Origin of the sequence: Aeromonas sp. R3-1 (assembly GCF_040908345.1) — a bacterium.
GTDB classification, from domain to species: Bacteria; Pseudomonadota; Gammaproteobacteria; order Enterobacterales; family Aeromonadaceae; genus Aeromonas; species Aeromonas veronii.
Map to the genome: position 1 here is coordinate 38,067 of NZ_JBFODN010000200.1, position 22,314 is coordinate 60,380.

Sequence of the window (22,314 nt, forward strand, 5' to 3'; positions counted from 1 at the left end):
CGCCACGCCGTCTCATCAGATGCTGTCGCGTTCCATCGGGCAGCTCATGCAGCGGGCGCCGCCGCGGCCACGGCCCAGTTCATCACCCGGGATGGAGAGAACTGTGATACCGGCTTTGTCATATTTCTCGTTGGTGTAGGTATTGCGCTCGTAACCCACCACCACGCCGGGACGTACGGTAAGTACGTTGTTGGCGTCGTTCCACTGCTCGCGCTCGGCTTCGAAGCTGTCACCGCCAGTGGTGATGATCTTCAGCTGATCCACGCCCAGTGCTTTCTCGATAGCGGTGACGAAGTAACCCTCTTCCTTGATGTTCATGCCGGTGGCGCCGCCCGGAGTCAGGCTCCAGCACTGCACATCCTTGCGGATCACTTCCGGATAGACGGAGAAGGTGTCGATATCCATGTGGGTCATCACGGTATCCAGGTGCATGCAGCTGCGGTGTTTCGGCAGCTCCATGGCGATGACCTGCTTGGCCTGACCATGTTTGAACAGGCTGCGAGCCAGGTGCTCGACACCTTGCGGGGTGGTGCGCTCGGACATACCGATCAGCACGGCGCCGCGGCCGATAACCAGTACGTCGCCACCCTCGATGGTGGAGTTGTCGTAGTCACGCTCCTCGTCACCGAAGTACTTGATGAAGTCCTGCCCGGCAAACATCGGGTGCCAGCGGTAGATGGCCTTCACATGGTTGGTCTCGCGGCGACGAGCCGGCTTGGCCATCGGGTTGATGGAGACGCCACCGTAAACCCAGCAGGAGGTGTCACGGGTAAAGAGGTGGTTGGGCAGCGGCTCGATGATGAAATCGGTCGGAGCGTGCATGCCCACTACCATGTTGACGCCGCTGTAGGGCATCTCGGAGTAAGTCAGGCCGCCGGAGAGAATGCGGGCCAGTTCGCGGTGCGGCATGTCAGCCAGGAAGCAGCGCACGTCGTTGGCAAAAGAAGAGCCGAGGCGGTAGTCGGAGACCTGATGTTGCAGCAGCCAGGTTTTGGCTTCCGGCACATCAAGTGTTTCCGCCAGCAGATTGGTCAGCAGGAAAACTTCGACATTCTGATCGCGCAGTACCTGAGCGAATTTGTCGTGCTCCTGACCGGCGCGTTCAACAGACAGGACGTCATCGAACAGCAGATCCTGGCAGTTGGAAGGAGTCAGACGCTTCAGACTGAGGTTGGGGCGGTGCAACATGACACGGCGCAATTGGCCAACTTCAGAACCTACATAAAATTTGCTCATGATTATATTCCGTCTAGCAGTGGTCCCTGCGAGTGATTGAATAGATTCCTTCTATTCATGCTCGTGGCTAAGGCGGGATATTCTTTATGTAGGGTAATCGGCTTATGTTCTATCCTGCCCTTGCCTTTCGAGACCGAGGTTAGCCCTGCGAATCACGACAAACTTAGACATTGATCACATTCACTCAGAACTGAATATATTCACCATCCAATCTATGACACCGGTAGCAAATTGCGCATTTTCCACACAAAGCACACCGAATAACCATGCAAAACTACCCCGCTATATTTCAGGTTGATTCATTTTTTATTCATGCCAGTTCACTGTGGTGATTAAATGCAAATAACAAAAACCGTTAAAAATCATAATAATAAATGAAAATATAAATAGAGTTTGAATATTGCTCCCTAGGTATTGAATACATCGCCGTGACGGGAGGAACGCGGGAGAAATAAATACTCACCTCGACCACATTCACTGCATAAATCTTTTCTTGTTCCAGATCATGGCATTGATGCCAACCCCATCAGGCTCGGCCTCATAAGTCATCACCTCTTTGTGCAGTTCAACTTAATATGCACAAAGTCCGCATCAAGGTGGGCAGCCATCCTCGTCGGTCACCACAACGCCTTTTGATACTTTTTTCATTAATTGAATTTATTCGTCTCACCTTGCGCTGGCGCCAACCTCGACTTAACTCAGAAAGTGATCCAGATCACACAGGAATGGCACTACCAAGGAGTTGTTATGAAAATGAAACCCATGCTGTTGCTCGCGACTTTGCTGCTCTCTGCGCTCCCCACCCTCAGTCAGGCTGAAGGAGCCCCTGCCATGCCCATGGTGGTATGCCATTTCGACAAGGCCCCCCAGATGCTGGTGCCTGACTATGTCTGCCGCTGGCAGGGAGGCAGCGTTCATTACTAGTCGAAACAACGAGAGGAGCATCACTCCTCTCGCCTTGTGATGAGACAGGCCCCTCCTATACTGAAATCAGCGGTTTTCTCATGGATAGGGGAACGTCATGATCTTGTTGGTCGGTGGAGAGAAGGGGGGAAGTGGCAAGAGCTGCCTGGCACAAAATCTGGCGGTCTACCTCAGATCCCAATTTCAGGGGGAGGTGTTACTGGTCGACTGCGACCCGCAGCGTACCACCTCTGACTGGATTCAGGAGCGCAATGACAACCCGGAGCTGCCACAAATCAACTGCGTACAGCTCTATGGCAATATTCGCAACGACCTGCTCAGCCTGAAAAACCGCTACGACTACGTCATCGTCGATTGCGGCGGGCAAGACAATCGGGCACTGCGCTCCACCATGGCTGTCGCCACCCACGCCTTGATCCCCTTGCGCCCGAAACGCCGTGACCTCAAGACCCTGCCCCATATGGAAGATCTCATCACCACCTGCAAGATGGTCAACCCGACCCTCAATGCAGCAGTAGTGCTGACCCAGTGCCCCGCCCTGCCCAATCAGGTAAAACGCATTCTCGAAGCGAAAGAGGTTTGCTCCTCGTTCGGTGTCGACGTCCTGAACGCCATCACCTATGGTCGCAACGTCTATGACGACAGCGAAGAGAAGGGACTGTCGGTGATGGAGATCGAGCCGGATGGCAAATCCGCCGAAGAGATCCGGGCCATCGCCAAAGAGTTCCTGCAAGTGGGGGTGTGAGATGGGTCTGGCCGATCTGAAGAAAAAGCACCAGCTGCATCACCAGAAGAAGTTCACCGTCGACGAATTTATCGAAGATGCGGAGTTCTACGCCAAAGGCAAACCCAAGGTGGTCAGCCTTGAACTGGGCCTGCATCGTGACGAAGCCTTGTCGGCGCTGGCCTTTATCGAGAGCGGCGAGCACCTGAAGCCCAGCTACAAAAAAGCCACCTTCTCCATGAGCACGGTGGCCATCGACGAGCTGGGTAATCTGACCCAGCAAGACGGCATGAACAAGTCCCTGTTGCTGCGCCTCTTTACCCACTACTTCTCTTCGCTCACCCCGGAAGAGCGCCAGACCATCTATGAGCGGCTCAACCAGCGCTCATAATTTCTCCATTCAGCCGCTCTTTATGTGCCTTGCCAACTCACCCCGAATGACCATCATCAGACGGCAAAATCTGTTTCTGAAGCAACCAAAACGCCGTGTAAGAGATCTGCCATTCCAGATGTAAGCCAACAGCCTAAAAGATCCCCGAGATAATCGGAAGATAAGATCTTAAAACATGAAGATGATTAACTTAACCAGCTGTTTATAAATGAATAAATCGAAACTCACCACTTTCGAAATAGCTAATGACAAAAACGTTTTCCAATCTGGCGTTGTAGCCGGTTAGAAAATCCTTATAGTTACTCATGCACGGACGCAATGAAGTCGGTCAGGAAGATTGGCTGCCAGGGTTGGGCAAATGGACTCACCACAGGATGTGGTAAAGGACACCTCCCAGGACGGAGAAAGTGCGACGGGACAGGATGACTCGTCAGGCCAAGATGGCTAAAGGACACCCCAAAGGATTGGGAAGGGGAAACCTAAAGGAAGAGGTAAACAGTCAGGGATTGCAGGGAGCAACTTCGTTCAAGGATCTGAGCGATACGACTACCGGGGGCGACGCAAGTCGCCCCCATCTTTTTATCTGCGTTTCACCGTCCCCTTGCTTGGCTCTCAATTGCTTGCCTCAGTGCAGAGACTTCTTACCAGAACCTTCCCGACCCGCTGCTTAAGCAAAAAACAATATGAGAAGGGCGCCACAATGGCGCCCCTTTCTGTTTTCTGATCGGCAAGCACAACTTATATCACACGAGAGAACTGCTGCTGGCGCGCCTTGTTGCGCAGGTACACGTCGAAGCACATGCAGATATTGCGGATCAGCAACTGCCCCGTGGAGGAGACCTCCAGACCATCCTCCGTCATACGCACCAATCCATCGTTGATGAAGGTCTGCAGCAGCTTGAGATCGTCGGCAAAATACTCTCTGAAATTGAGCCCGTGCGCCTGTTCGACAGCAGCAAAGTTCAGACGGAAATCACAGATGAGCCGCTTGATCACCTCACGGCGGATCAGATCATCCTGATTGAGCGAACAGCCTTTCCACTGGGCATGACCCAGCTCTGCAACCTGTGCGTAATACGCCTTGAGCTCTTTCTGGTTCTGGGAATAGGCATCACCGATCATGCTGATGGAGGAAACCCCCAGCCCCAGCAGATCGCAATCACCTTGAGTGGTATAGCCCTGGAAGTTGCGGTGCAGCTTGCCCTCGCGCTGCGCGACCGCCAGTTCGTCATCGGGTTTGGCAAAATGGTCCATGCCGATGAACTGGTAACCCTGACCGGTGAGGAAGGCGATGGTGTCCTGCAGCATGGCCAGTTTCTCCTGCGGCGCAGGCATATCCACCTCTTTCAACTTGCGCTGGGCGGCAAAGCGGCTCGGCAGATGGGCATAGTTGAAGATGGAGAGGCGCGCCGGATCCGTCTTGAGCACCTCTTCCAACGTATGGTGGAAGCTGGCACGATCCTGATGCGGCAGGCCATAGATAAGGTCGAGGTTGGTCGAGCGGAAGCCAAGTTCACGGGCTCGTTCCAACATGGCTTTAATAAAGTCGTTGTCCTGCTCGCGGTTGACCGCGACCTGTACATCCTTGTTGAAGTCCTGCACCCCAAGGCTGATGCGGTTGAAGCCGACGTCTCGCAGCACATCCAGCATGGTAATGGCAATCTCGCGCGGATCGACCTCGATGCTGAATTCCCCCTCTTCGGCGAAATGGAAGTGCTCACGCAGCATGGCCATCAGACGGCGCGTTTGCGCTTCATCCAGATAGGTGGGTGTTCCGCCCCCCCAGTGCAGCTGGGTGACCATACGGTGCTTGAAGAGCGGGGCTTGCGCCTTGATCTCCTGCTCCAGGTGGTCGAGATACTCGTCAGCCTTGTGCTGATGACGGGTAATGACCTTGTTGCAGCCGCAGTAGTAGCAGAGTTTGTGACAGAAAGGGATATGCACGTAGAGCGACAGATTGCGCTCGGGATACTGGCCGGCAGCGCGGACAAAATCCGGATAGCCGAAGCTCTCGTTGAACTCCAGCGCAGTGGGATAAGAGGTGTATCGCGGGCCACTGTAGTTATATTTTTCGATCAGGGCCTGATCCCACACAATCTGTTCTGCTTGCACGCTCGCTTCCTCTCTTGTTGTTATTGTTGGCTCACCGACCTAACTGAAAATCCTTCAGCTGGGCCACATCCTTGAGGATCTGGGCCTCCAGCTCGGCCTCGTAGCCGCTGCGTTCGAGATCCATCTTCATCACTTCATTGCGCTTGAGGGCACGTCTGGCCTCATGAGTCGGCATATCTTTCACCTTCTCATACAACCCGTACAGACCCGGGAACTCGGCAACAAACGCCCGCCCCCCCTTGATCTGCAACGCATCCAGCAGATTGGTCAGCCGAATGGCGCCTTCGGAGTAATCGCACTGCCCCTCCTGCACCGCATGAGCAATGACCCGCACGCTCTCCAGAATTCGTTCATTGCGAGCGGTAATCGTCTGCCACTGCATCGCTTGCTGTCGTCTCAGTCTGGCCAGCAGCATGCCTGCATAGATGGCCAACCCTGACAAAATCAGGCCGCCCAACAGGGCGGCCAGCATCCATCCACTCATCACTTTTTCTTCGGCTCAGGCTTGGGTTCCGGCTTGAAATCGACCTGGTTGAAACGATCCCACAACTCCTCTTCGGAGGCCGGTTTCTGCTCGTCGAACTCGGCATCATCGCCATCATCAAACGGCAGATCGTCATCTTCATCATCGTCATTGTCGATGATGCCCAGCTCATCCATCAGCTCCTGATAACGGTCGACGCGCTGATCAACCCAGGCCTGCTCGGCCGCTTCCAGGGTTTCACCGGCATCCAGACGATCCAGCAGATCATTCAAGCGGTCATCGTTTTCGATAGAAGCCAGCTCCTGCTCGGGGGTCATCACCAGCTTCTTCTCTTTCACCGCCTTGGGTGCTGCCGGCTTCTTCTGTTTGTCATCCACCACCAGAACTACCGGCTTGCGGGAACCGATACGCGGATCTTTAGACTGGCTGTTGCCAGACTTGTTCTTCGGCTGTTCAACTTGCTGACGAGAACCAGCCTTCAGGCCCTTTCGCTTGGCAGCCCGTTTACGCTCACGGCCTTCCTGAGCACTGACATCAGATTCTTTGCGCTTGCCAGTAGGCTTGCGAGTGGGTTGTTTGGCAGACATGAATGGCTAACTCCGAAAATAACTGGTTTGACCCGTACCCGGGATGATCTCACCCGGTGGGATACGATGCGAGGAACAGTAAGGCTGGAACAAGAGCAGGATCCCGCACCAATCAGGCCCAATCAGGCCACTGAACACCGCAGGATCGGTATCCTCTGGGCATGTTGCTGGTATTTTGACACAGAATGGCTAATCGGGTTAATGACCCAAAAGAAAAAAGGCAGCCGAAGCTGCCTTGATATGTTCATGCGTGCGCCATCCTGAATGGCAAAACAGTCTGTTTCGTCCTCTCCATGACAACTTGTCGCCGCATCATATCGTTGTGTAGTCATCCTGACCTTATATTGGTCGTTCCTGAATGTGCGTGTGCTTGTTTGACCCGTCTCGACCGCATCCTGCCATCGTGCCGGGGAGTCTGCATCCCGCAACCCCATCCCGCTCCGGAGATGGTCACCATCCTGATCCTTCAATCCTTTGCCAGCTCATCCGAGCCCATGGCATCCCGCCACGCCAGCCATCCTCTGCTCACAACCCCCTGTCGTGAAACCGCCACCCAATCCGTGGGTGAATCCATTAAGCCTACTGTACCAACTCTATAAAGCGGCTCAATCCACTCAAAACATTCTCAACATGTCGAAAAATATCAATACTTATATAATTCATTGATAAATAATGATTATTTAATATTTTATGCAATTTTATGAGCCTTGGCCTGCCTTGAGAATGGGAGATCTCTTACAGAACGGGGGGATTAAACCGAGAATTATCTGAAAGCCATAAAAATAACGGGGAGCCCAGGCTCCCCGTTTCAACTAAAATCGACCGTATCGACTATATCAGTGCAGACCCGCCACATATTTGGAGAGGGCTTCGATATCCTGATCAGTCAGTTTCTTGGCAACGTCCCGCATCATGCCATTCGGATCGTTGTCACGCGTGCCGGCACGGAATGCGGTGAGCTGAGCCTTGATATAGGCAGGATGCTGGCCGGACAGGTTTGGATACTTCGCCTGTTCGACACCCGAGCCACGGGGACCATGGCAAGCCGTACAAGCTGCCAGACCGCGACTCATGTCACCACCCATATAGAGTGCCTTGCCCGCTTCGACCACGTCGTCAGGGACAGCGATAGGGGTAACCTTCAGGCTGGAGAAATAAGCCGCCAGGTCATCCATGTCCTGTTCCGACAAAGGTAACGCCATCGGCCCCATCACTGGCGCAACCCGGCCAATTTGACCAGAAGCGGCAGCCTTCAGTTCAACTAACTGCTTTTTGATATATGATGCGTGCTGACCAGCAATTTTGGGGTACATATCAACCAGGCTGTTTCCGTCCGGTCCATGACAAGCCGCACAAACGGCAGCCTTGGTCTGTCCCGCAGCGGCATCGCCCTTGGCTTGTGCCATCCCCGTTACGCCAACCATCAGAGCAAGAGTAATGACTAGGTTCTTCATGGCGTTCCAACTTTTCGTTATTAGGCTTCCAGATCCCATGCCGCTGAAGGCATGTTAAAATAAACGCGTTTAAGCGACGCTATTTTACACCATTTTACAAAAAAGTAACTCTATAACCCTCTATCTCCATGGGGAATTTACGTTGGATACACAAACTCTGAATTTCAATAAGGTGCATTTTGTGACCAGCGCACCCGACATCCGTCACCTGCCAAATGATGGGGGTGTCGAGATCGCGTTTGCCGGCCGTTCCAACGCCGGTAAGTCATCTGCATTGAACACCTTAACCAAACACAAGAACTTGGCGCGCACCAGTAAGACACCCGGTCGTACCCAGCTGATCAACCTGTTTGAGCTGGAACCGGGCAAGCGTCTGGTCGACTTGCCGGGTTATGGTTATGCGCAAGTTCCGCTGGAAATGAAGCTCAAGTGGCAAAAGTCACTGGCAGAGTATCTGCAGCGCCGTGAGTCATTGAAAGGCCTGGTGATCCTGATGGACATCCGCCACCCGCTCAAAGATACCGACATGAACATGCTGGAGTGGAGCTCGCACCGTCAGTTGCCCGTCATGCTGCTGCTGACCAAGGCTGACAAATTGAGCCCCGGCCCGCGCAACAACCAGGTGATCAAGGTGCGCCAGGCCGTTGCCAACCTCGGTTCCCAGATCCAGGTCGAAGCGTTTTCCTCCCTCACCAATATCGGTGTGGAGAAGCTGGCGCAAACCCTGACCGAATGGTACGTCAGTGGTGACGATACCGACCTGCTGGACGCTGATGAACAGCAACCTGCCGAGGAGTAATCTACTCCTCGCTCTCCTTGCAATTGGCGGAGCACTCCTCCGCTGATTGAAAGGGTTTCAGATTGCCGCTTTCACCTGCCTCACGACAAATACCCCGCATTCGCCTCCCCTGCTATATCCAATACTGCTTACAGTTCATATAGATAGGCAGTTAATTCACAAAAATAATTAACTTAAGTAGGCGTTGATAGCGTTTTCAAATTCGTTCTTTCAAAACGAACAAGAATTACAAAATGAGACAAAAATGAAATTTAATTACAAACTTTAACCGAAAGGGATAAAAATGAGGCCGGACGACAGTGATGCCATCCAGCCTGAAATAATAAGTTCAAAAAATTGGGAAGAAGCTGAATCTTGAGTACCAGACGACAGGTATTCCTCAAGAAGCAGCCTCATTCTATCAAATGTATCGCCAATTTAAAGCATTTACTCTAAATGATGCGCATAAAAAAACACCCCGACGAGAACCTCATCGGGGCAGCTATTCAGCCACATTCAATTACGTGAAATAAAAGGTCTGAAAGATAGAACATCTTACCTCTGTACCCTACGCAGACAACTGTACAGCAAAGCAGCAGAAAGTGAAAGTAATTTATGTAATTTAGTTTCACAACTTACAGATTAAGAAAAAACCTTTTACTTTCATGCAGATAAAAAAATCCCCAGTACGAATACCGGGGAGTTATAAAGGTGACTAGCTAGCACTTCCTCAACTATCTAGTTAGTCAGCGCCATTTCAAAGTAGTTCCGCTACAAAACAAAAAAACTTTGAAAAATCAGAGGTAGATAGCGCCATCCTCAGCAAGCTCTTGTTCTTCAATGAGTTTTTCAGCCATATCTTCAATATCAAAACGTACACTTTCGAAGGCTCTGACGATGTCATCCTCTCTCGTCAGCGCCAGACCTGTCATTCTCTCCAGTCGCCGCTGGCTGATGTAACAATCTATCAGTGCCCCCATCTGCTGGGCAGGAAAACGCACCCGCTGTTCGTCAACCTGCCACTCCATCAAATCAGGAAACAGAATACCCTGGTTCATATCACCCCCAAGTTACGCTTCAACTCTCTCAATACCTGTTTAGTCCCGGGACGAATTCCGCGCCACACGGTAAACGCTTCGGCGGCCTGTTCCACCAGCATGCCGAGTCCATCCATGGTTTGACGGGCCCCATGCTGTTTGGCCCAACTGATAAACGCCGTATCCGAGGCGCCATACATCATGTCGTAGATGGCAATATCAGTGTGGATCAGGGCAGGGGCCAACGGCGGCAGCTCTCCTTGCAGGCTGGCGGAGGTAGAGTTGATGACGAGATCGAATGGCCCTGCCAACTGCTCATAGGTCTGGGCAGTCACAGGCCCCAGATCGTGGAATTCGGCAGCCAACTGTTGCGCTTTTGTGTGGGTGCGGTTGGCGATCACCAGCTCACTCGGCAGCTCGGCCAGCAGCGGCGCCAATGCACCACGAGCAGCGCCACCGGCACCCAGCAGCAGGATCCGGCTATCCGCCAGCGTCACACCATGGGACTTGAGATCGGCGACCAATCCAGCGCCATCGGTATTATCCCCCAGCAACACGCCATCATCGGTCAGCTTGATGGTATTGACCGCGCCCGCCCGCTTGGCCCTCTGGCTCAAGCAATCGACCATAGTGAATGCCTGCTCCTTAAAGGGAACGGTGACATTGCATCCCTTGCCCCCTTGGTCAAAGAAGGTGCGCAGGGCTTGGGCAAACTCGTCGACGGCGGGTTCAGCCAACCCATACTCCAGCTCTTGCTGGGTTTGTCTGGCAAACAGGGTGTGAATGAAGGGGGACTTGCTGTGGCGCACCGGGTGGCCAAAAACCAGATAACGATCCATCAAAGAGTTCCATCAGAGGGCAATATTCCGATTTAACGGGTTTTCGCACTCGGGAACAAGCCGAATATCGGCCAGTAAAAAGGGGCCATCATGGCCCCTCGGGTCACAGCCACTCTCGCGGCGTGAGGTAATCGGTGTAGAGCAAGGCTTCAGGAGTGCCCGCTTCCGGCTGCCAGTCATACTCCCAACGTGCCAGCGGTGGCATCGACATCAGGATCGACTCGGTACGTCCGCCAGTCTGCAACCCGAACAGGGTGCCACGGTCATACACCAGATTGAACTCCACATAACGGCCGCGACGATAGAGCTGGAACTCCCGCTCCCGCTCGCCATAGGGTAGAACCTTGCGTCGTTCAATGATCGGCAGGTAAGCATCGAGATATCCCCGACCTACCGCTTGCATAAAGGCAAAGCAGTCGGCAAAAGGCCAGCGATTAAGATCGTCGAAGAAGAGACCGCCCACCCCTCGCGTCTCGTTGCGGTGCTTGAGGAAGAAGTAGCGATCGCACCAGGATTTGAACTCGGGGTAGATCTCATCACCAAAGGGCTGGCAGAGATCACGGGAGACCTGATGCCAATGCTGGACATCCTCGGCAAACGGATAGAAGGGCGTCAAATCGAAGCCACCGCCAAACCACCAAATAGGCTCTTCACCCTCTTTCTCGGCGATGAAGAAACGGACGTTGGCGTGGCTGGTCGGCACATAGGGGTTGTGCGGATGGATCACCAGCGACACGCCCATCGCCTCGAACTTGCGACCGGCCAACTCTGGCCGATGGGCTGTAGCAGAGGCAGGCATGGCATCGCCATAGACATGGGAGAAGTTGACGCCCCCCTGCTCGATCACCGCGCCGTGGCGCAGCACGCGGGTGCGTCCGCCACCACCGCCTTCACGGCTCCAGGCATCTTCCACAAAGTGTCCACTGCCGTCGGCCTGCTCCAGACCACGGCAGATCTCGTCCTGCAACTGCAACAGGAAGGCCTTGACCTGGGCCACATCCGGTTTGCTCATCTTGTCTCCAGTCAGGCAGGATCGTGAACGCCCTGTCCATTTTTATAGTTAAATCAATCAGATGAGCTCACCGCTCAGCGGATTGATAGCAAATCATGACGTATCCGCCTGCTCAGGAGGGGCGAATAATGGCGCCGGTTCGGGCGTCCTTGATCTCGGAGGGGTTAGCTTGACCACCCACTTCACCGGGCAGGATATAGGCCAACTTGCTTGCCAGCCGCTCACCAATATCGGCCACCCGACGGGCAGGCTCCTCACCGGTCAGGTTGGCGCTGGTAGAGACCAGCGGCTTGCCAAAGGCGCGACACAACGCCTGCACCTGAGGATGAGCCGTCACGCGTACCGCGAGGGTCTCGAACTGCCCGGTCAGCCAGGCCGGCGTCGTTGCACGGGCAGGCATGATCCAGGTGAAGGGGCCGGGCCAGCTGGCTTCAACCCGAGCCAGTTGTTCACCACTAAGTTGGCTCAGATCGATGTAATCCTGCAATTGCTCTACGTCGGCAGCAATCAGGATCAACCCCTTCTCAACCGGACGCTGCTTGATGGCCAGCAGTCGCTGCACCGCAACTTCGGAGTCGGGATCACATCCCAGACCAAACACGGCCTCGGTCGCATAAGCGATCACCCCTTCCTGCTGGAGGGCAGCAACCGCCTGTTCAAATTCATTTGGCATAGGAAAAATGCGGCAGCCAGGCTGCCGCCTCGTCACTTAGTAGCAAGTTGAATCCATACGGCGGCGACCACAACAAAGTGACGTTTTGCTGTTGCACAGGAAAATACGACACATCCGGATCGCCACTCGTTCACTTACTTGAGTTGAGCCTGCAGGGCGGCATCCTTGGCCATCACCTCTTCGGCATTCTTCTGGCGTTCGGCCCGAACCTTGGCCGCCAGTTCATCATCGGCTACTGCCAGCATCTGGGCTGCCAGATAACCTGCGTTCTTGGCACCGGCTTTGCCGATCGCCACGGTCGCTACCGGTACACCACCCGGCATCTGCACGGTGGAGAGCAACGCATCCAGCCCCTTGAGCGGGCCACCATCGATGGGCACCCCGATCACGGGACGAGTCGTGATGCCGGCTACGGCACCCGCCAGATGCGCCGCCAGACCGGCAGCACAGATAAAGACCTTGCAGCCACGGGCCTCGGCATCGGTCACATACTGATGGGTCGCAGCCGGCGTGCGGTGCGCGGAGGTGACTTTGACTTCCACTGCGATATCAAATGACTTGAGCACCTCAAGGGTGGTCTGCATCACGGGGAAATCAGAATCAGAGCCCATCAATACGGCAACAAAGGGTTTATTCATGGTGGGAATTTCCTTACTCCAAGTGGGGGGTTGAAGTTCACCGAAAACGTTTCAATCCGGTTGCGGCGGCGGGATTATACCTGCTCACTTTGGTGGCCGCATTTCTTTTGCGGACAGACCCAACGCAGAGTTCCCCTCACTTTTTTTTCCACCATGATGCCCCAGCCACACGCGGGGCAAGGCATGGGGATCGGTTTGTCGTTCACCACATATTTGCAATGGGGATAGCCATCACAGGAGTAAAACTGCTTGCCGTAGCGGGAGGTACGGCTCACCAGATGACCCTTGCCGCACTCGGGGCAGAGGATCTGGGTATCATCGCTCTCCTGCAGGGATTCGATGTGCTGACAGGCCGGATACTGGGTACAACCGACAAACAGACCGTAACGCCCCTTCTTGATCGCCAGCGGCTCTCCGCAATCGGGACAGGCAGAGCCTTCGAGCACCTTTTCGCTGTCACGGCCGGATGGCGTCAGGGAGCGTATGTAATCACAGGCAGGATAGGCAGAACAGCCAAGAAAGGGGCCATGTTTGCCCTGGCGGATCACCAGCTCGGCCCCGCACTGCGGGCACGGCTCGCGCTCGAAGGCATGTTCGTGGGCTGAAAAGAGGTGATGATCGATTTTTGACATGGGCCGCGCCTTGAAATCCAGATGGCCTGAATTCTACCAGCGCGGCACCGGACTGTCAGTGAATGACGCCGTCTGACTCATCAAACACCAGCTCTTCCATCTGCTGGTAGGCATTTTCACTGCCCGGTACGTTGAACAGCACCATCATGACGACCCACTTCAGGTCATCCAGCTCGATATCCGGCTTGTCCAGCTCGAGCAGGCGCTCGATACAGATCTCACGGGTTTCGGCATTCAGCACCTGGGCCTGTTCCAGAAAGAGCAGGAAGCCGCGGCACTCGGTGCTGAGGCGTGCCAGCTCTTGCGGAGCATAGATACGCATCGAGCCTTGCGCGCTGGCGGTGACATAGACCTCCCGTTCGCTATCGTGCAGATTGGCCAGTCGCTCCAGCCAGTCGAGTGCCTTGTCGATCTCTTCTTTATCGAAACCGGCCCGGCTCAACTCGTCGGTGAGCTCATCCTGCTCGACCATCACATCTGCATCGCTGTGGATGTAGGTCTCGAAAAGGTACATCAATACATCAAACATGATTCGCCCTCCTCGCTCTGACGTATCCACCGGCTACCGCCATCACTGCACCGGCCAGCTCCAGCTCTACCAACCTGCCCAATACCACTTCGACAGGAAGCTGGGCCCGCTCGGCAACGGTATCCACGCTCGTGGTCTCATAATCTACGTTATCCAACAAATCGGCATAAGGCAATTCGCTATTATGCGGTTGCTCAGATGGTATGACCGACGGATCTGGCCGTGCGACCCACTCTGGCAGTTCTTCCACTATATCGGCCGCACTCAGCACAAGTTTGGCCCCCTGCTGAATTAATCTGTTGCACCCTATCGCCTGGGCGTTTTGCGGGGCGCCGGGCACTGCAAACACTTCGCGCCCCTGTTCAAGCGCATAACGGGCGGTGATCAGCGAACCGCTCTGCTCGGTCGCCTCCACCACCAGAGTTCCCAGCGACAGACCACTGATAATACGGTTGCGACGAGGAAAATGTTCAGCCAGCGGTCCTTTATCCGGCGCCAGCTCGGAGATAAGCAAACCACCGCTCTCCAGAATCTGGCCTGCCAGCCCCTGATGGCGTTTGGGGTAGAGGCAATCCAGCCCGGAACCCAATACGGCAAGGGTGATACCACCACAAGCCAGCGCTTGCTGATGGCAAACACCATCGATACCAAGCGCAAGGCCCGAGGTGATCGCTAACCCGCATCCAACCAGCTCGCTACAAAGGCGGGAGGCATTATCTTTGCCTGCATAGGTAGGATGGCGTGTCCCCACCATTGCCAGCTGGGGTAGCGACAGCGCAGCAAGATCTCCACGACAGTAGAGCAACAGGGGGGCCGCGGGAATTTCCCGCAACAAGGGTGGATAAACCGGGTGATCTTGCGGAATAAGGAGATTGTCAGGCAAAGCAGCCCAAGCCAGGCTCTGCTCAACCACTGGCGAGGGCCAGCGCAGTTGTTTGATCTGCTCTGACGATAACCCCATACCATGCAATTGCGCTTCATCGCTCTGGAACAGGGCATCAATACTTCCCCCAGCCCGTTCCAACAGACGTGCAGCGGTCACCGGACCGATACCGGTGACCGCATCGAGAGTTAGCCAGAGCGCCAGACGCGCGTCGGGGTAGTTCACGTCAGAAGTGAGTGACCTGATAGCCCGCACTCACCATGTCGTTACTCTGCATGATGAGACCGTAACTCAGCTTGTCATACACCTTGAACAACATGACGCGGGCAATCGCTTCAGAGGGCAGTGGTGCCTTCTTGTTGCTGCTGTAAAACACCCGGTTAAAAACCGACGAGAGCTCCTTGTACTGTACATCGCCATTCTTGGTAACCAGAGCAGCACCGGGTCGTCTGACATCCAACACATCCCCGGCGACCAGTTGATCACGGCCACCCCGATTGATCAGCACCACATCAAACTTGCCACCGCCCCGGGTCTTGTTCGGCAAATCGATGATATAGCCCGGCGTGATGGCAGGTGCCGCTTTCGGTGTGAAGACGGCGGGCATGTTTTCCTGAGCCGGCAGCGGCATCACCTTGTCGCCCTGCAGCACTTCGCGCTGGTTATGAGTGAGGGTAACTTCAGTCCGCTCGCCATCAAGACGCGCCACGGCCCGCACCACACCGGCAAAGATCGCCTCCTGGCCCAGCAGTTCACCGGTTTCGCGATCCTTGTAGACCACTCCGGGGTGATAAATGCCATAAACCTGCCCCGGCGTCAGGGAGCCCTGCACATAGAGGGTGTCCCCCTCCAGCATGCCGATATGCTTCTGATCCGACCCCAGCAGATAGGGCAAGGTTTTCTGCTGCTGGCTGTCAGCCAGAATATGGTCGGTTTGCAGGAAGGGGCCGATCTCGCTGATAGGCAGGGTCGGAATGGGGTTGGCTTTGTTCTCGTAACGGGTTTTCGGGCCGAGACGGATGACTTGCTTGCCACCCTGCATCGCCTTGCCGAGTCGGGGTTCACCATTGACCCAGCTCAGATGCAGTACATCACCGGGGTAGATCCAGTGAGGATTGGCTATCTGCGGATTGATGTTCCAGAGACGGGGCCAGAGCCAGGGTTCGGAAAGATACTTGCCGGAGATATCCCACAGGGTGTCGCCTTTTTGCACTACATAGCTTTCGGGGTAACCCGCTTTCAGCCTCAGCTGATCGGCCAGTGCTGCCTGACTCACGGTCACCAGCAGGCAGGCGAGGATGGTTTGCTTCAGATACATAACACTCCCTGTTACTTCTGTACGCAAAGTGTTGCTGTTTTTTGTCGGCGTAAATGACTAGAATTACGCCAATATTGACTGCATTTATACGAAACTAAAGAAAAAACTATGGCCATTCTAGATGTATTGCGTTTTCCCGATGAGCGCCTGCGCACCGTTGCAGCCCCTGTCGAGACCTTTACACCCGAGTTACAACAGATTGTAGATGATATGTTCGAAACCATGTACGCGGAGGAAGGCATTGGCCTGGCCGCGACTCAGGTCGACATTCACCAGCGCATCATAGTGATCGATGTCTCTGAAAACCGTGAAGATCCTCTGGTATTGATCAATCCGGAGGTCATCGAGCAGTGCGGCAGCACCGGTATCGAAGAGGGTTGCCTCTCCGTGCCCGGCAGCCGTGCTCTGGTGCCTCGCGCTGAACAGATCAAAATCCGCGCCCTGGATCGCAACGGCAAGCCATTCGAGCTGGAAGCCGACGATCTGCTCGCCATTTGCATCCAGCATGAGATGGATCATCTGGTCGGCAAGCTGTTTGTGGATTACTTGTCCCCGCTCAAGCGCCAGCGCATTCGCCAGAAGCTGGAAAAGATGGCCCGTGAAGATCGCAAAGTCCTCTGAGGATCTGCCCCATTGAATAAGCTGAAACTGATTTTTGCCGGTACTCCCGACTTCGCCGCCCGTCACCTGGCGGCGTTGTTGTCTTCCGACCACGAGGTCGTTGCCGTTTATACCCAGCCTGACAAGCCCGCTGGCCGTGGCCAGAAGCTCACCGCCAGCCCGGTCAAAGAGCTGGCACTGGCCCACAACCTGCCGGTTTACCAACCTGCCTCTCTGCGCAAGGAAGAGGCGCAAGCCGAGCTGGCGGCCCTTGGCGCCGATCTGATGGTGGTGGTGGCCTATGGCCTGATCCTGCCCAAGGTGGTACTCGATACCCCGCGGCTGGGCTGCATCAACGTCCATGGCTCCCTGCTGCCCCGCTGGCGCGGTGCCGCACCGATCCAGCGCTCTATCTGGGCGGGCGATGCCGAAACCGGCGTCACCATCATGCAGATGGATGTGGGACTGGATACCGGCGCCATGATCCGCAAGGTTAGCTGCCCCATCGCCGCCGACGAGACCTCCGCCAGCCTCTATGACAAGCTGGCCGAGCTGGGCCCGCAGGCACTGGTCGACACCATCAATGCCATGGCCGCCGGTGAAACCGCTGCCGAGGCGCAAGATGATGCGCTGGCCAACTACGCCGAAAAGCTCTCCAAGGAAGAGGCCCGCATCGACTGGTCGATGGAGGCTGTTGCCATCGAACGCTGCATCCGCTCGTTCAACCCCTGGCCCATCAGCTGGTTTGAAGTGGCTGACCAGACCGTCAAGGTATGGCAAGCCGCCGTCATTGACAGCGACCACGGCCAACCCGCCGGCACCCTGCTCAAGGCCGACAAGCAGGGGATCGATATCGCGACCGGCAAAGGGGTACTGCGCCTGCTGACCCTGCAACCGCCCGGCAAGAAGGCGATGTCCGTTTCGGATCTGCTCAACTCTCGCCGCGACTGGTTTGAACCCGGCACGCAATTGAATTGAACTGGATTGAATTGACACAAGCGGGGCCCAGGCCCCGACTTGCGCATCTAAGGTAACTCTATGAAAACACGTGCACAGGCCGCTCTCGTTATTCAACAGGTGCTGGATCAGGGTCAATCCCTCTCCGCTGTTCTGCCTGCTGCCCAGGAGAAAGTTGCACCTCGCGATCGCGCTCTCCTGCAAGAACTCTGCTACGGCACCCTGCGCTGGCTACCCCGCCTCGATGCGGCAGTCAACGAGATGATGGACAAGCCGCTCAAGAACAAGAGCCGCATTTTCCACTACCTCATCCTGGTCGGTCTCTATCAACTCATCTACACTCGCATTCCGGCTCACGCCGCGGTGGCCGAGACCGTCAACGCCGTCAAACTGCTCAAGGGCACCTCCCTGCGTGGCCTCATCAACGGCGTGCTGCGCAACTTCCAGCGCAGCGCCGAAGTCATTTTGCTGCGTATCGACCGCGTTCCCAGCATTCGCCTCGGTCATCCGGAGTGGCTCACCAAGCGCCTGCGTCAGGCCTATCACGATGAGTGGGAATTCATCATGGAGGCGAACAACCAGCGCCCCCCCATGTGGATCCGCAACAACAGCCAGCGCCAGAGCCGCGATGCCATGCTGGCTCGCATGGCTGAAGCCGGCATCAATGCCGTGGCCGGTGAAGAGGGAGAGGATTGCATCCTGCTGGAGCGTCCCTGCGATGTGACCAAGCTGCCCGGCTTCGAGGTCGGTGACTGCTCGGTACAGGATGGTGCAGCACAACAGGCCGCGGCACTGCTCGACCCGCAACCGGGTGAGTGGGTGCTGGATGCCTGCGCCGCCCCCGGCGGCAAGACCGCCCACCTGCTGGAGCGTCAGCCCAAGCTGGCCGGGGTGGTCGCCGTTGATGCCGACGAGAACCGCCTCAAGCGGGTGCAGGAGAACCTGGATCGCATCGGCCTCACCGCCAAAGTGATCCACGGCGATGCCGCGGCACCGGAACAGTGGTGGCCGGAGGGCCAGTTCGACCGCATCCTGCTGGACGCCCCCTGCTCCGCCACCGGTGTTATCCGTCGCCACCCCGACATCAAGTGGTTGCGCCGTGATCAGGACATCCGCGAGCTGGCCGAGCTGCAGCGCCGCATTCTCAATGCCCTCTGGGGCAAGCTGAAAAGCGGCGGCACCCTGCTCTACGCCACCTGCTCCGTCCTGCCGGAAGAGAACCGCGAACAGATCCGCGCCTTCCTTGCCGCGACCAAAGATGCCAAATTGGTACCGTTGCACGAACAGGACACCCCGGACTGCCCGGGTCGCCAGTTCCTGCCGGGTGAAGCCGAGATGGATGGCTTCTACTACGCCAAACTGGTCAAGCTCTGAACCGGGCATGACAAACCTCATTCGGGAGAGCAGCCAGATCCATTCTGGCGCTCCCCTTTACAGCATCAACGTGAGTAGACGTTCCCTATGAAAATCATCATTTTGGGAGCCGGCCAGGTCGGCGGCACTCTGGCCGAGAACCTGGCCGGAGAGAACAACGACATCACCATCGTCGATACCGACAGTGAGCGCCTGCGCGAACTGCAGGACAAGTTTGACCTGCGAGTGGTCAACGGCCATGGCGCTCACCCCAAGGTGCTGCGCGAAGCGGGAGCTCAGGATGCCGACATGCTGGTCGCCGTCACCAACAGTGACGAGACCAACATGATCGCCTGTCAGGTGGCCTACTCCCTGTTCAACACCCCGAACAAGGTGGCGCGGATCCGCTCGCCAGCCTATCTGACCGAGCGGGATCGCCTGTTCCTGCCGGAATCGGTGCCGGTGGATCACCTGATCGCGCCGGAGCAGTTGGTGACCGACTATGTGCGTCGCCTGATCGAATATCCGGGTGCCCTGCAAGTGGTTGATTTTGCAGGTGGTCGCGTCGGTCTGGTGGCGGTCAAGGCCTACTACGGTGGCCCGCTGGTGGGCAATGCCCTCTCCACCCTGCGCGAGCACATGCCTAACATCGAAACTCGGGTAGCGGCCATCTTCCGTCAGGGCCGCCCGATCCGTCCGCAAGGTACCACCATCATCGAAGCGGATGACGAGGTCTTCTTCGTCGCCGCCGCGGGCCATATCCGTGCCGTGATGTCGGAGCTGCAGCGCCTCGAGAGCCCCTACCGTCGCATCATGATCGTCGGTGGTGGCAACATCGGCGCGGGTCTCGCCCGCCAGCTGGAGAAGCGCTACAGCGTCAAGCTTATCGAGCGCAACCAGAAGCGGGCGGAGCAGCTCTCCGAACTGCTGGAGAACACCATCGTCTTCTGCGGCGATGCGGCTGATCAAGAGCTGCTGGCCGAGGAGCATATCGACCAGATCGACGTCTTCATCGCCGTGACCAACGAGGATGAGGCCAACATCATGTCGGCGCTGCTCGCCAAGAAGATGGGTGCCAAGAAGACCATGGTGCTGATCCAGCGCGGCGCCTACGTCGATCTGGTGCAGGGTGGCTCCATCGATATCGCCATCTCGCCGCAGCAGGCCACCATCTCGGCCCTGTTGACCCATGTGCGCCGAGCCGATATCGCCAACGTATACAGTCTGCGCCGCGGCGCTGCCGAGGCGATCGAGGCGATTGCCCACGGTGACGAGAACACCTCCAAGGTGGTCGGCAAGACGGTGGGCGAGCTCAAGCTGCCGCCGGGCACCACCATAGGTGCCGTAGTGCGCGGAGATGAGGTGCTGATAGCCCACGATCGCACCAAGATCCAGCAGGATGACCACGTGGTCATGTTCCTGGTGGACAAGAAGTACATCCCGGAAGTGGAGCGGCTGTTCCAGCCAAGCCCCTTCTTCCTGTAACGTCTTCATGCGCACAGGCTGTCAAACCAGACCCGGCTCAGCTCCCCCAAGGGGATGGTCCGGGTCTTTTGTTAATCAACGACCAGGTTATCGAACATGATCAAGCTGCGTCCCATTATCTTCACCCTCGGGCTGGTGCTCTCCAAGCTGGCGCTCTTCATGTGGCTGCCCACCTTGCTGGCACTGCTCACCGGCTCCGAGGGATTCGTCGAGTTTCTCAAATCGGTGCTGATCACCCACGGCGCCGCCCTGCTCTGCCTCCATTACGGGCGCAAGGCGGAGTTCCACCTGGGGGTGCGGGAGATGTTCCTGCTCACCACCTCGGTCTGGGTGGTGGCCTGCGCCTTCGGCGCCCTGCCTTTTGTTTTCATCACCCACATCAACTTCACCGACGCCTACTTCGAGACCATGTCGGGGGTAACCACCACGGGCTCCACCGTGCTCTCCGGCCTCGACAACATGGCCCACAGCATCCTGTTGTGGCGATCCATCCTGCAGTGGCTGGGCGGGGTCGGCTTTATCGTGATGGCGGTAGCCGTGCTGCCCTACCTCAACGTCGGCGGTATGAAGCTGTTCCAGACCGAGAGCTCGGACTGGTCGGACAAAAGCGCCCCGCGTGCCAAGACGGTCGCCAACAACATCGTCGTGGTCTATCTGGTGCTCTCCATGCTCTGCTTCATGGCCTACTGGGCCAGCGGCATGAACATGTTCGAGGCGATCAACCACGCCATGACCACTCTCAGTACCGGCGGCTACTCCACCTCCGATCAATCCATGTCCCACTTCTCCAACTCGGCACACTGGATTGGCACCCTGTTCATGTTCCTCGGTGGCCTGCCCTTCCTGCTCTATGTGCAGAGCCTCAACCACAGGGACAACAGCCTGTTCAAGGATGCCCAGGTGCGAGGCTTCTTCTGGCTGGTGGTGTGGGTCACCGTCATCATGACCTTCTATCTGTGGGAGAGAGATCTGTTCGGCTTCTGGGATGCCCTGCGCATCAGCTGCTTCAACATCGTCTCGGTGCTCACCACCACCGGCTACGGCCTTGGTGACTTCGGCACCTGGGGGCCGCTCGCCAGCATCGTCTTCATCGTGCTGCTGGCTCTTGGGGCCTGTTCAGGCTCCACTGCGGGTGGTCTCAAGATCTTCCGGGTACAGGTGGCATTCGCCCTGTTCAGAAAGCAGATGCGCCAACTGATGCACCCTTCTGCTGTCTTCCCGCAGAAGTACAACGGCCGGACGGTCAATGACGCCATCATCCGCTCGATGATCTCCTTCGTACTAGCCTACTTCGCCATCATTCTGGTGATAGCTGCACTGCTGGGCGCCATCGGGCTTGACCCCCTGACGGCCATCTCCAGCTCCATCACCGCCGTTGCCAACGTCGGCCCGGGCATGGGCCCGGTGGTCGGCCCCAGCACCAACTTTGCCAGCCTGCCGGAATCGGCCAAATGGCTGCTGTCATTCGGCATGCTGCTGGGACGACTGGAGATCCTGACGGTCGCCGTGCTCTTCTTCCCCTCCTTCTGGCGCCAGTAATCCCTCACTGCAAGCCAGCAAAAAGCCGCAGCGTTCATCCGCTGCGGCTTTTTTATCTCACCCATCCCCACGACCTTCGCTCAACGCTCATCAGCCCCATTACCGGATAGCCTGAACGAGCTCATCAGG

The 22,314-nt window shown here is 56.5% G+C and carries 23 protein-coding genes; 9 read left to right on the plus strand and 14 right to left on the minus strand.

Annotated features, from left to right (window positions below; genetic code table 11):
• Positions 1-15: 15 nt before the first annotated feature.
• Positions 16-1,236: an arginine deiminase gene (gene arcA, locus AB5Y85_RS12550; protein ID WP_005339718.1), complete on the minus strand. Its 1,221-nt coding sequence runs from the start codon at positions 1,234-1,236 to the stop codon at positions 16-18.
• A 747-nt stretch (positions 1,237-1,983) separates the two neighbouring features.
• Between arcA and AB5Y85_RS12555 the strand changes: the two genes are divergently transcribed.
• From AB5Y85_RS12555 to AB5Y85_RS12565, 3 genes are all read left to right on the plus strand, one after another.
• Positions 1,984-2,160, plus strand: a complete 177-nt coding sequence (locus AB5Y85_RS12555; protein WP_240533659.1) for a hypothetical protein — start codon at positions 1,984-1,986, stop codon at positions 2,158-2,160.
• A 97-nt stretch (positions 2,161-2,257) separates the two neighbouring features.
• Positions 2,258-2,905 carry an AAA family ATPase gene (locus AB5Y85_RS12560; RefSeq protein WP_005339716.1) on the plus strand — a complete coding sequence of 216 codons (648 nt, stop codon included), beginning with the start codon at positions 2,258-2,260 and terminating at the stop codon, positions 2,903-2,905.
• 1 nt (position 2,906) lies between these two features.
• Positions 2,907-3,275 carry a hypothetical protein gene (locus tag AB5Y85_RS12565; protein WP_005339715.1) on the plus strand — a complete coding sequence of 123 codons (369 nt, stop codon included), beginning with the start codon at positions 2,907-2,909 and terminating at the stop codon, positions 3,273-3,275.
• A 738-nt stretch (positions 3,276-4,013) separates the two neighbouring features.
• Here the strand turns inward: AB5Y85_RS12565 and hemN are convergent.
• The 4 genes from hemN to AB5Y85_RS12585 all read right to left on the minus strand — a co-directional run bounded on the left by hemN (position 4,014) and on the right by AB5Y85_RS12585 (position 7,912).
• The gene (gene hemN / locus AB5Y85_RS12570) at positions 4,014-5,387 is read right to left on the minus strand and encodes an oxygen-independent coproporphyrinogen III oxidase (RefSeq protein ID WP_101530321.1); all 1,374 of its coding nucleotides are present in this window, start codon (positions 5,385-5,387) and stop codon (positions 4,014-4,016) included.
• A gap of 31 nt (positions 5,388-5,418) precedes the next feature.
• Positions 5,419-5,859 carry a DUF2489 domain-containing protein gene (locus AB5Y85_RS12575; protein ID WP_257686854.1) on the minus strand — a complete coding sequence of 147 codons (441 nt, stop codon included), beginning with the start codon at positions 5,857-5,859 and terminating at the stop codon, positions 5,419-5,421.
• 11 nt (positions 5,860-5,870) lie between these two features.
• A complete protein-coding gene (gene yihI, locus AB5Y85_RS12580; RefSeq protein ID WP_101530323.1) occupies positions 5,871-6,458 on the minus strand; it encodes a Der GTPase-activating protein YihI in 588 nt (195 codons plus the stop codon).
• An 836-nt stretch (positions 6,459-7,294) separates the two neighbouring features.
• Positions 7,295-7,912: a cytochrome c gene (locus AB5Y85_RS12585; RefSeq protein WP_005339710.1), complete on the minus strand. Its 618-nt coding sequence runs from the start codon at positions 7,910-7,912 to the stop codon at positions 7,295-7,297.
• A 142-nt stretch (positions 7,913-8,054) separates the two neighbouring features.
• Between AB5Y85_RS12585 and yihA the strand changes: the two genes are divergently transcribed.
• Positions 8,055-8,711 (plus strand): ribosome biogenesis GTP-binding protein YihA/YsxC, encoded by a 657-nt coding sequence (gene yihA / locus AB5Y85_RS12590; protein ID WP_026034975.1) that lies wholly within the window; start codon positions 8,055-8,057, stop codon positions 8,709-8,711.
• A 776-nt stretch (positions 8,712-9,487) separates the two neighbouring features.
• Here the strand turns inward: yihA and AB5Y85_RS12595 are convergent.
• The 9 genes from AB5Y85_RS12595 to AB5Y85_RS12635 form a co-directional block, all read right to left on the minus strand.
• The gene (locus AB5Y85_RS12595; RefSeq protein ID WP_257686824.1) at positions 9,488-9,748 is read right to left on the minus strand and encodes a DUF1488 domain-containing protein; all 261 of its coding nucleotides are present in this window, start codon (positions 9,746-9,748) and stop codon (positions 9,488-9,490) included.
• On the minus strand, positions 9,745-10,566 hold the full coding sequence (aroE, locus tag AB5Y85_RS12600; RefSeq protein ID WP_257686825.1) for a shikimate dehydrogenase: 822 nt from the start codon (positions 10,564-10,566) through the stop codon (positions 9,745-9,747). Before aroE ends, AB5Y85_RS12595 begins: the two co-directional genes overlap by 4 nt.
• Positions 10,567-10,669: 103 nt before the next feature.
• Positions 10,670-11,578 (minus strand): oxygen-dependent coproporphyrinogen oxidase, encoded by a 909-nt coding sequence (gene hemF / locus AB5Y85_RS12605; protein WP_075116086.1) that lies wholly within the window; start codon positions 11,576-11,578, stop codon positions 10,670-10,672.
• Positions 11,579-11,690: 112 nt separating this feature from the next.
• Entirely contained in the window at positions 11,691-12,251 is a 561-nt protein-coding gene (locus AB5Y85_RS12610; RefSeq protein ID WP_005356244.1) for a Sua5/YciO/YrdC/YwlC family protein, read from the minus strand.
• A 134-nt stretch (positions 12,252-12,385) separates the two neighbouring features.
• A complete protein-coding gene (gene purE, locus AB5Y85_RS12615; RefSeq protein ID WP_005339704.1) occupies positions 12,386-12,889 on the minus strand; it encodes a 5-(carboxyamino)imidazole ribonucleotide mutase in 504 nt (167 codons plus the stop codon).
• A gap of 74 nt (positions 12,890-12,963) precedes the next feature.
• Positions 12,964-13,521 (minus strand): type I DNA topoisomerase, encoded by a 558-nt coding sequence (locus AB5Y85_RS12620; RefSeq protein ID WP_257686826.1) that lies wholly within the window; start codon positions 13,519-13,521, stop codon positions 12,964-12,966.
• Positions 13,522-13,576: 55 nt separating this feature from the next.
• Positions 13,577-14,050, minus strand: coding sequence for a DUF494 family protein (locus tag AB5Y85_RS12625; RefSeq protein WP_005339699.1), 474 nt, complete (start codon positions 14,048-14,050; stop codon positions 13,577-13,579).
• Positions 14,043-15,158, minus strand: coding sequence for a DNA-processing protein DprA (dprA, locus tag AB5Y85_RS12630; RefSeq protein ID WP_257686827.1), 1,116 nt, complete (start codon positions 15,156-15,158; stop codon positions 14,043-14,045). Before dprA ends, AB5Y85_RS12625 begins: the two co-directional genes overlap by 8 nt.
• A gap of 1 nt (position 15,159) precedes the next feature.
• A complete protein-coding gene (locus AB5Y85_RS12635; protein ID WP_257686828.1) occupies positions 15,160-16,251 on the minus strand; it encodes a LysM peptidoglycan-binding domain-containing protein in 1,092 nt (363 codons plus the stop codon).
• A 108-nt stretch (positions 16,252-16,359) separates the two neighbouring features.
• On the opposite strand from AB5Y85_RS12635, the gene def reads away from it, so the two are divergent.
• From def to AB5Y85_RS12660, 5 genes are all read left to right on the plus strand, one after another.
• The gene (gene def / locus AB5Y85_RS12640) at positions 16,360-16,872 is read left to right on the plus strand and encodes a peptide deformylase (protein ID WP_005357510.1); all 513 of its coding nucleotides are present in this window, start codon (positions 16,360-16,362) and stop codon (positions 16,870-16,872) included.
• 12 nt (positions 16,873-16,884) lie between these two features.
• A complete protein-coding gene (gene fmt / locus AB5Y85_RS12645) occupies positions 16,885-17,829 on the plus strand; it encodes a methionyl-tRNA formyltransferase (RefSeq protein ID WP_005357507.1) in 945 nt (314 codons plus the stop codon).
• Positions 17,830-17,889: 60 nt separating this feature from the next.
• Entirely contained in the window at positions 17,890-19,182 is a 1,293-nt protein-coding gene (gene rsmB, locus AB5Y85_RS12650; protein ID WP_005356215.1) for a 16S rRNA (cytosine(967)-C(5))-methyltransferase RsmB, read from the plus strand.
• 87 nt (positions 19,183-19,269) lie between these two features.
• The gene (gene trkA / locus AB5Y85_RS12655) at positions 19,270-20,646 is read left to right on the plus strand and encodes a Trk system potassium transporter TrkA (protein WP_005339689.1); all 1,377 of its coding nucleotides are present in this window, start codon (positions 19,270-19,272) and stop codon (positions 20,644-20,646) included.
• A 96-nt stretch (positions 20,647-20,742) separates the two neighbouring features.
• Positions 20,743-22,185, plus strand: coding sequence for a TrkH family potassium uptake protein (locus AB5Y85_RS12660; protein ID WP_005341967.1), 1,443 nt, complete (start codon positions 20,743-20,745; stop codon positions 22,183-22,185).
• The last annotated feature ends 129 nt before the right edge of the window (positions 22,186-22,314 follow it).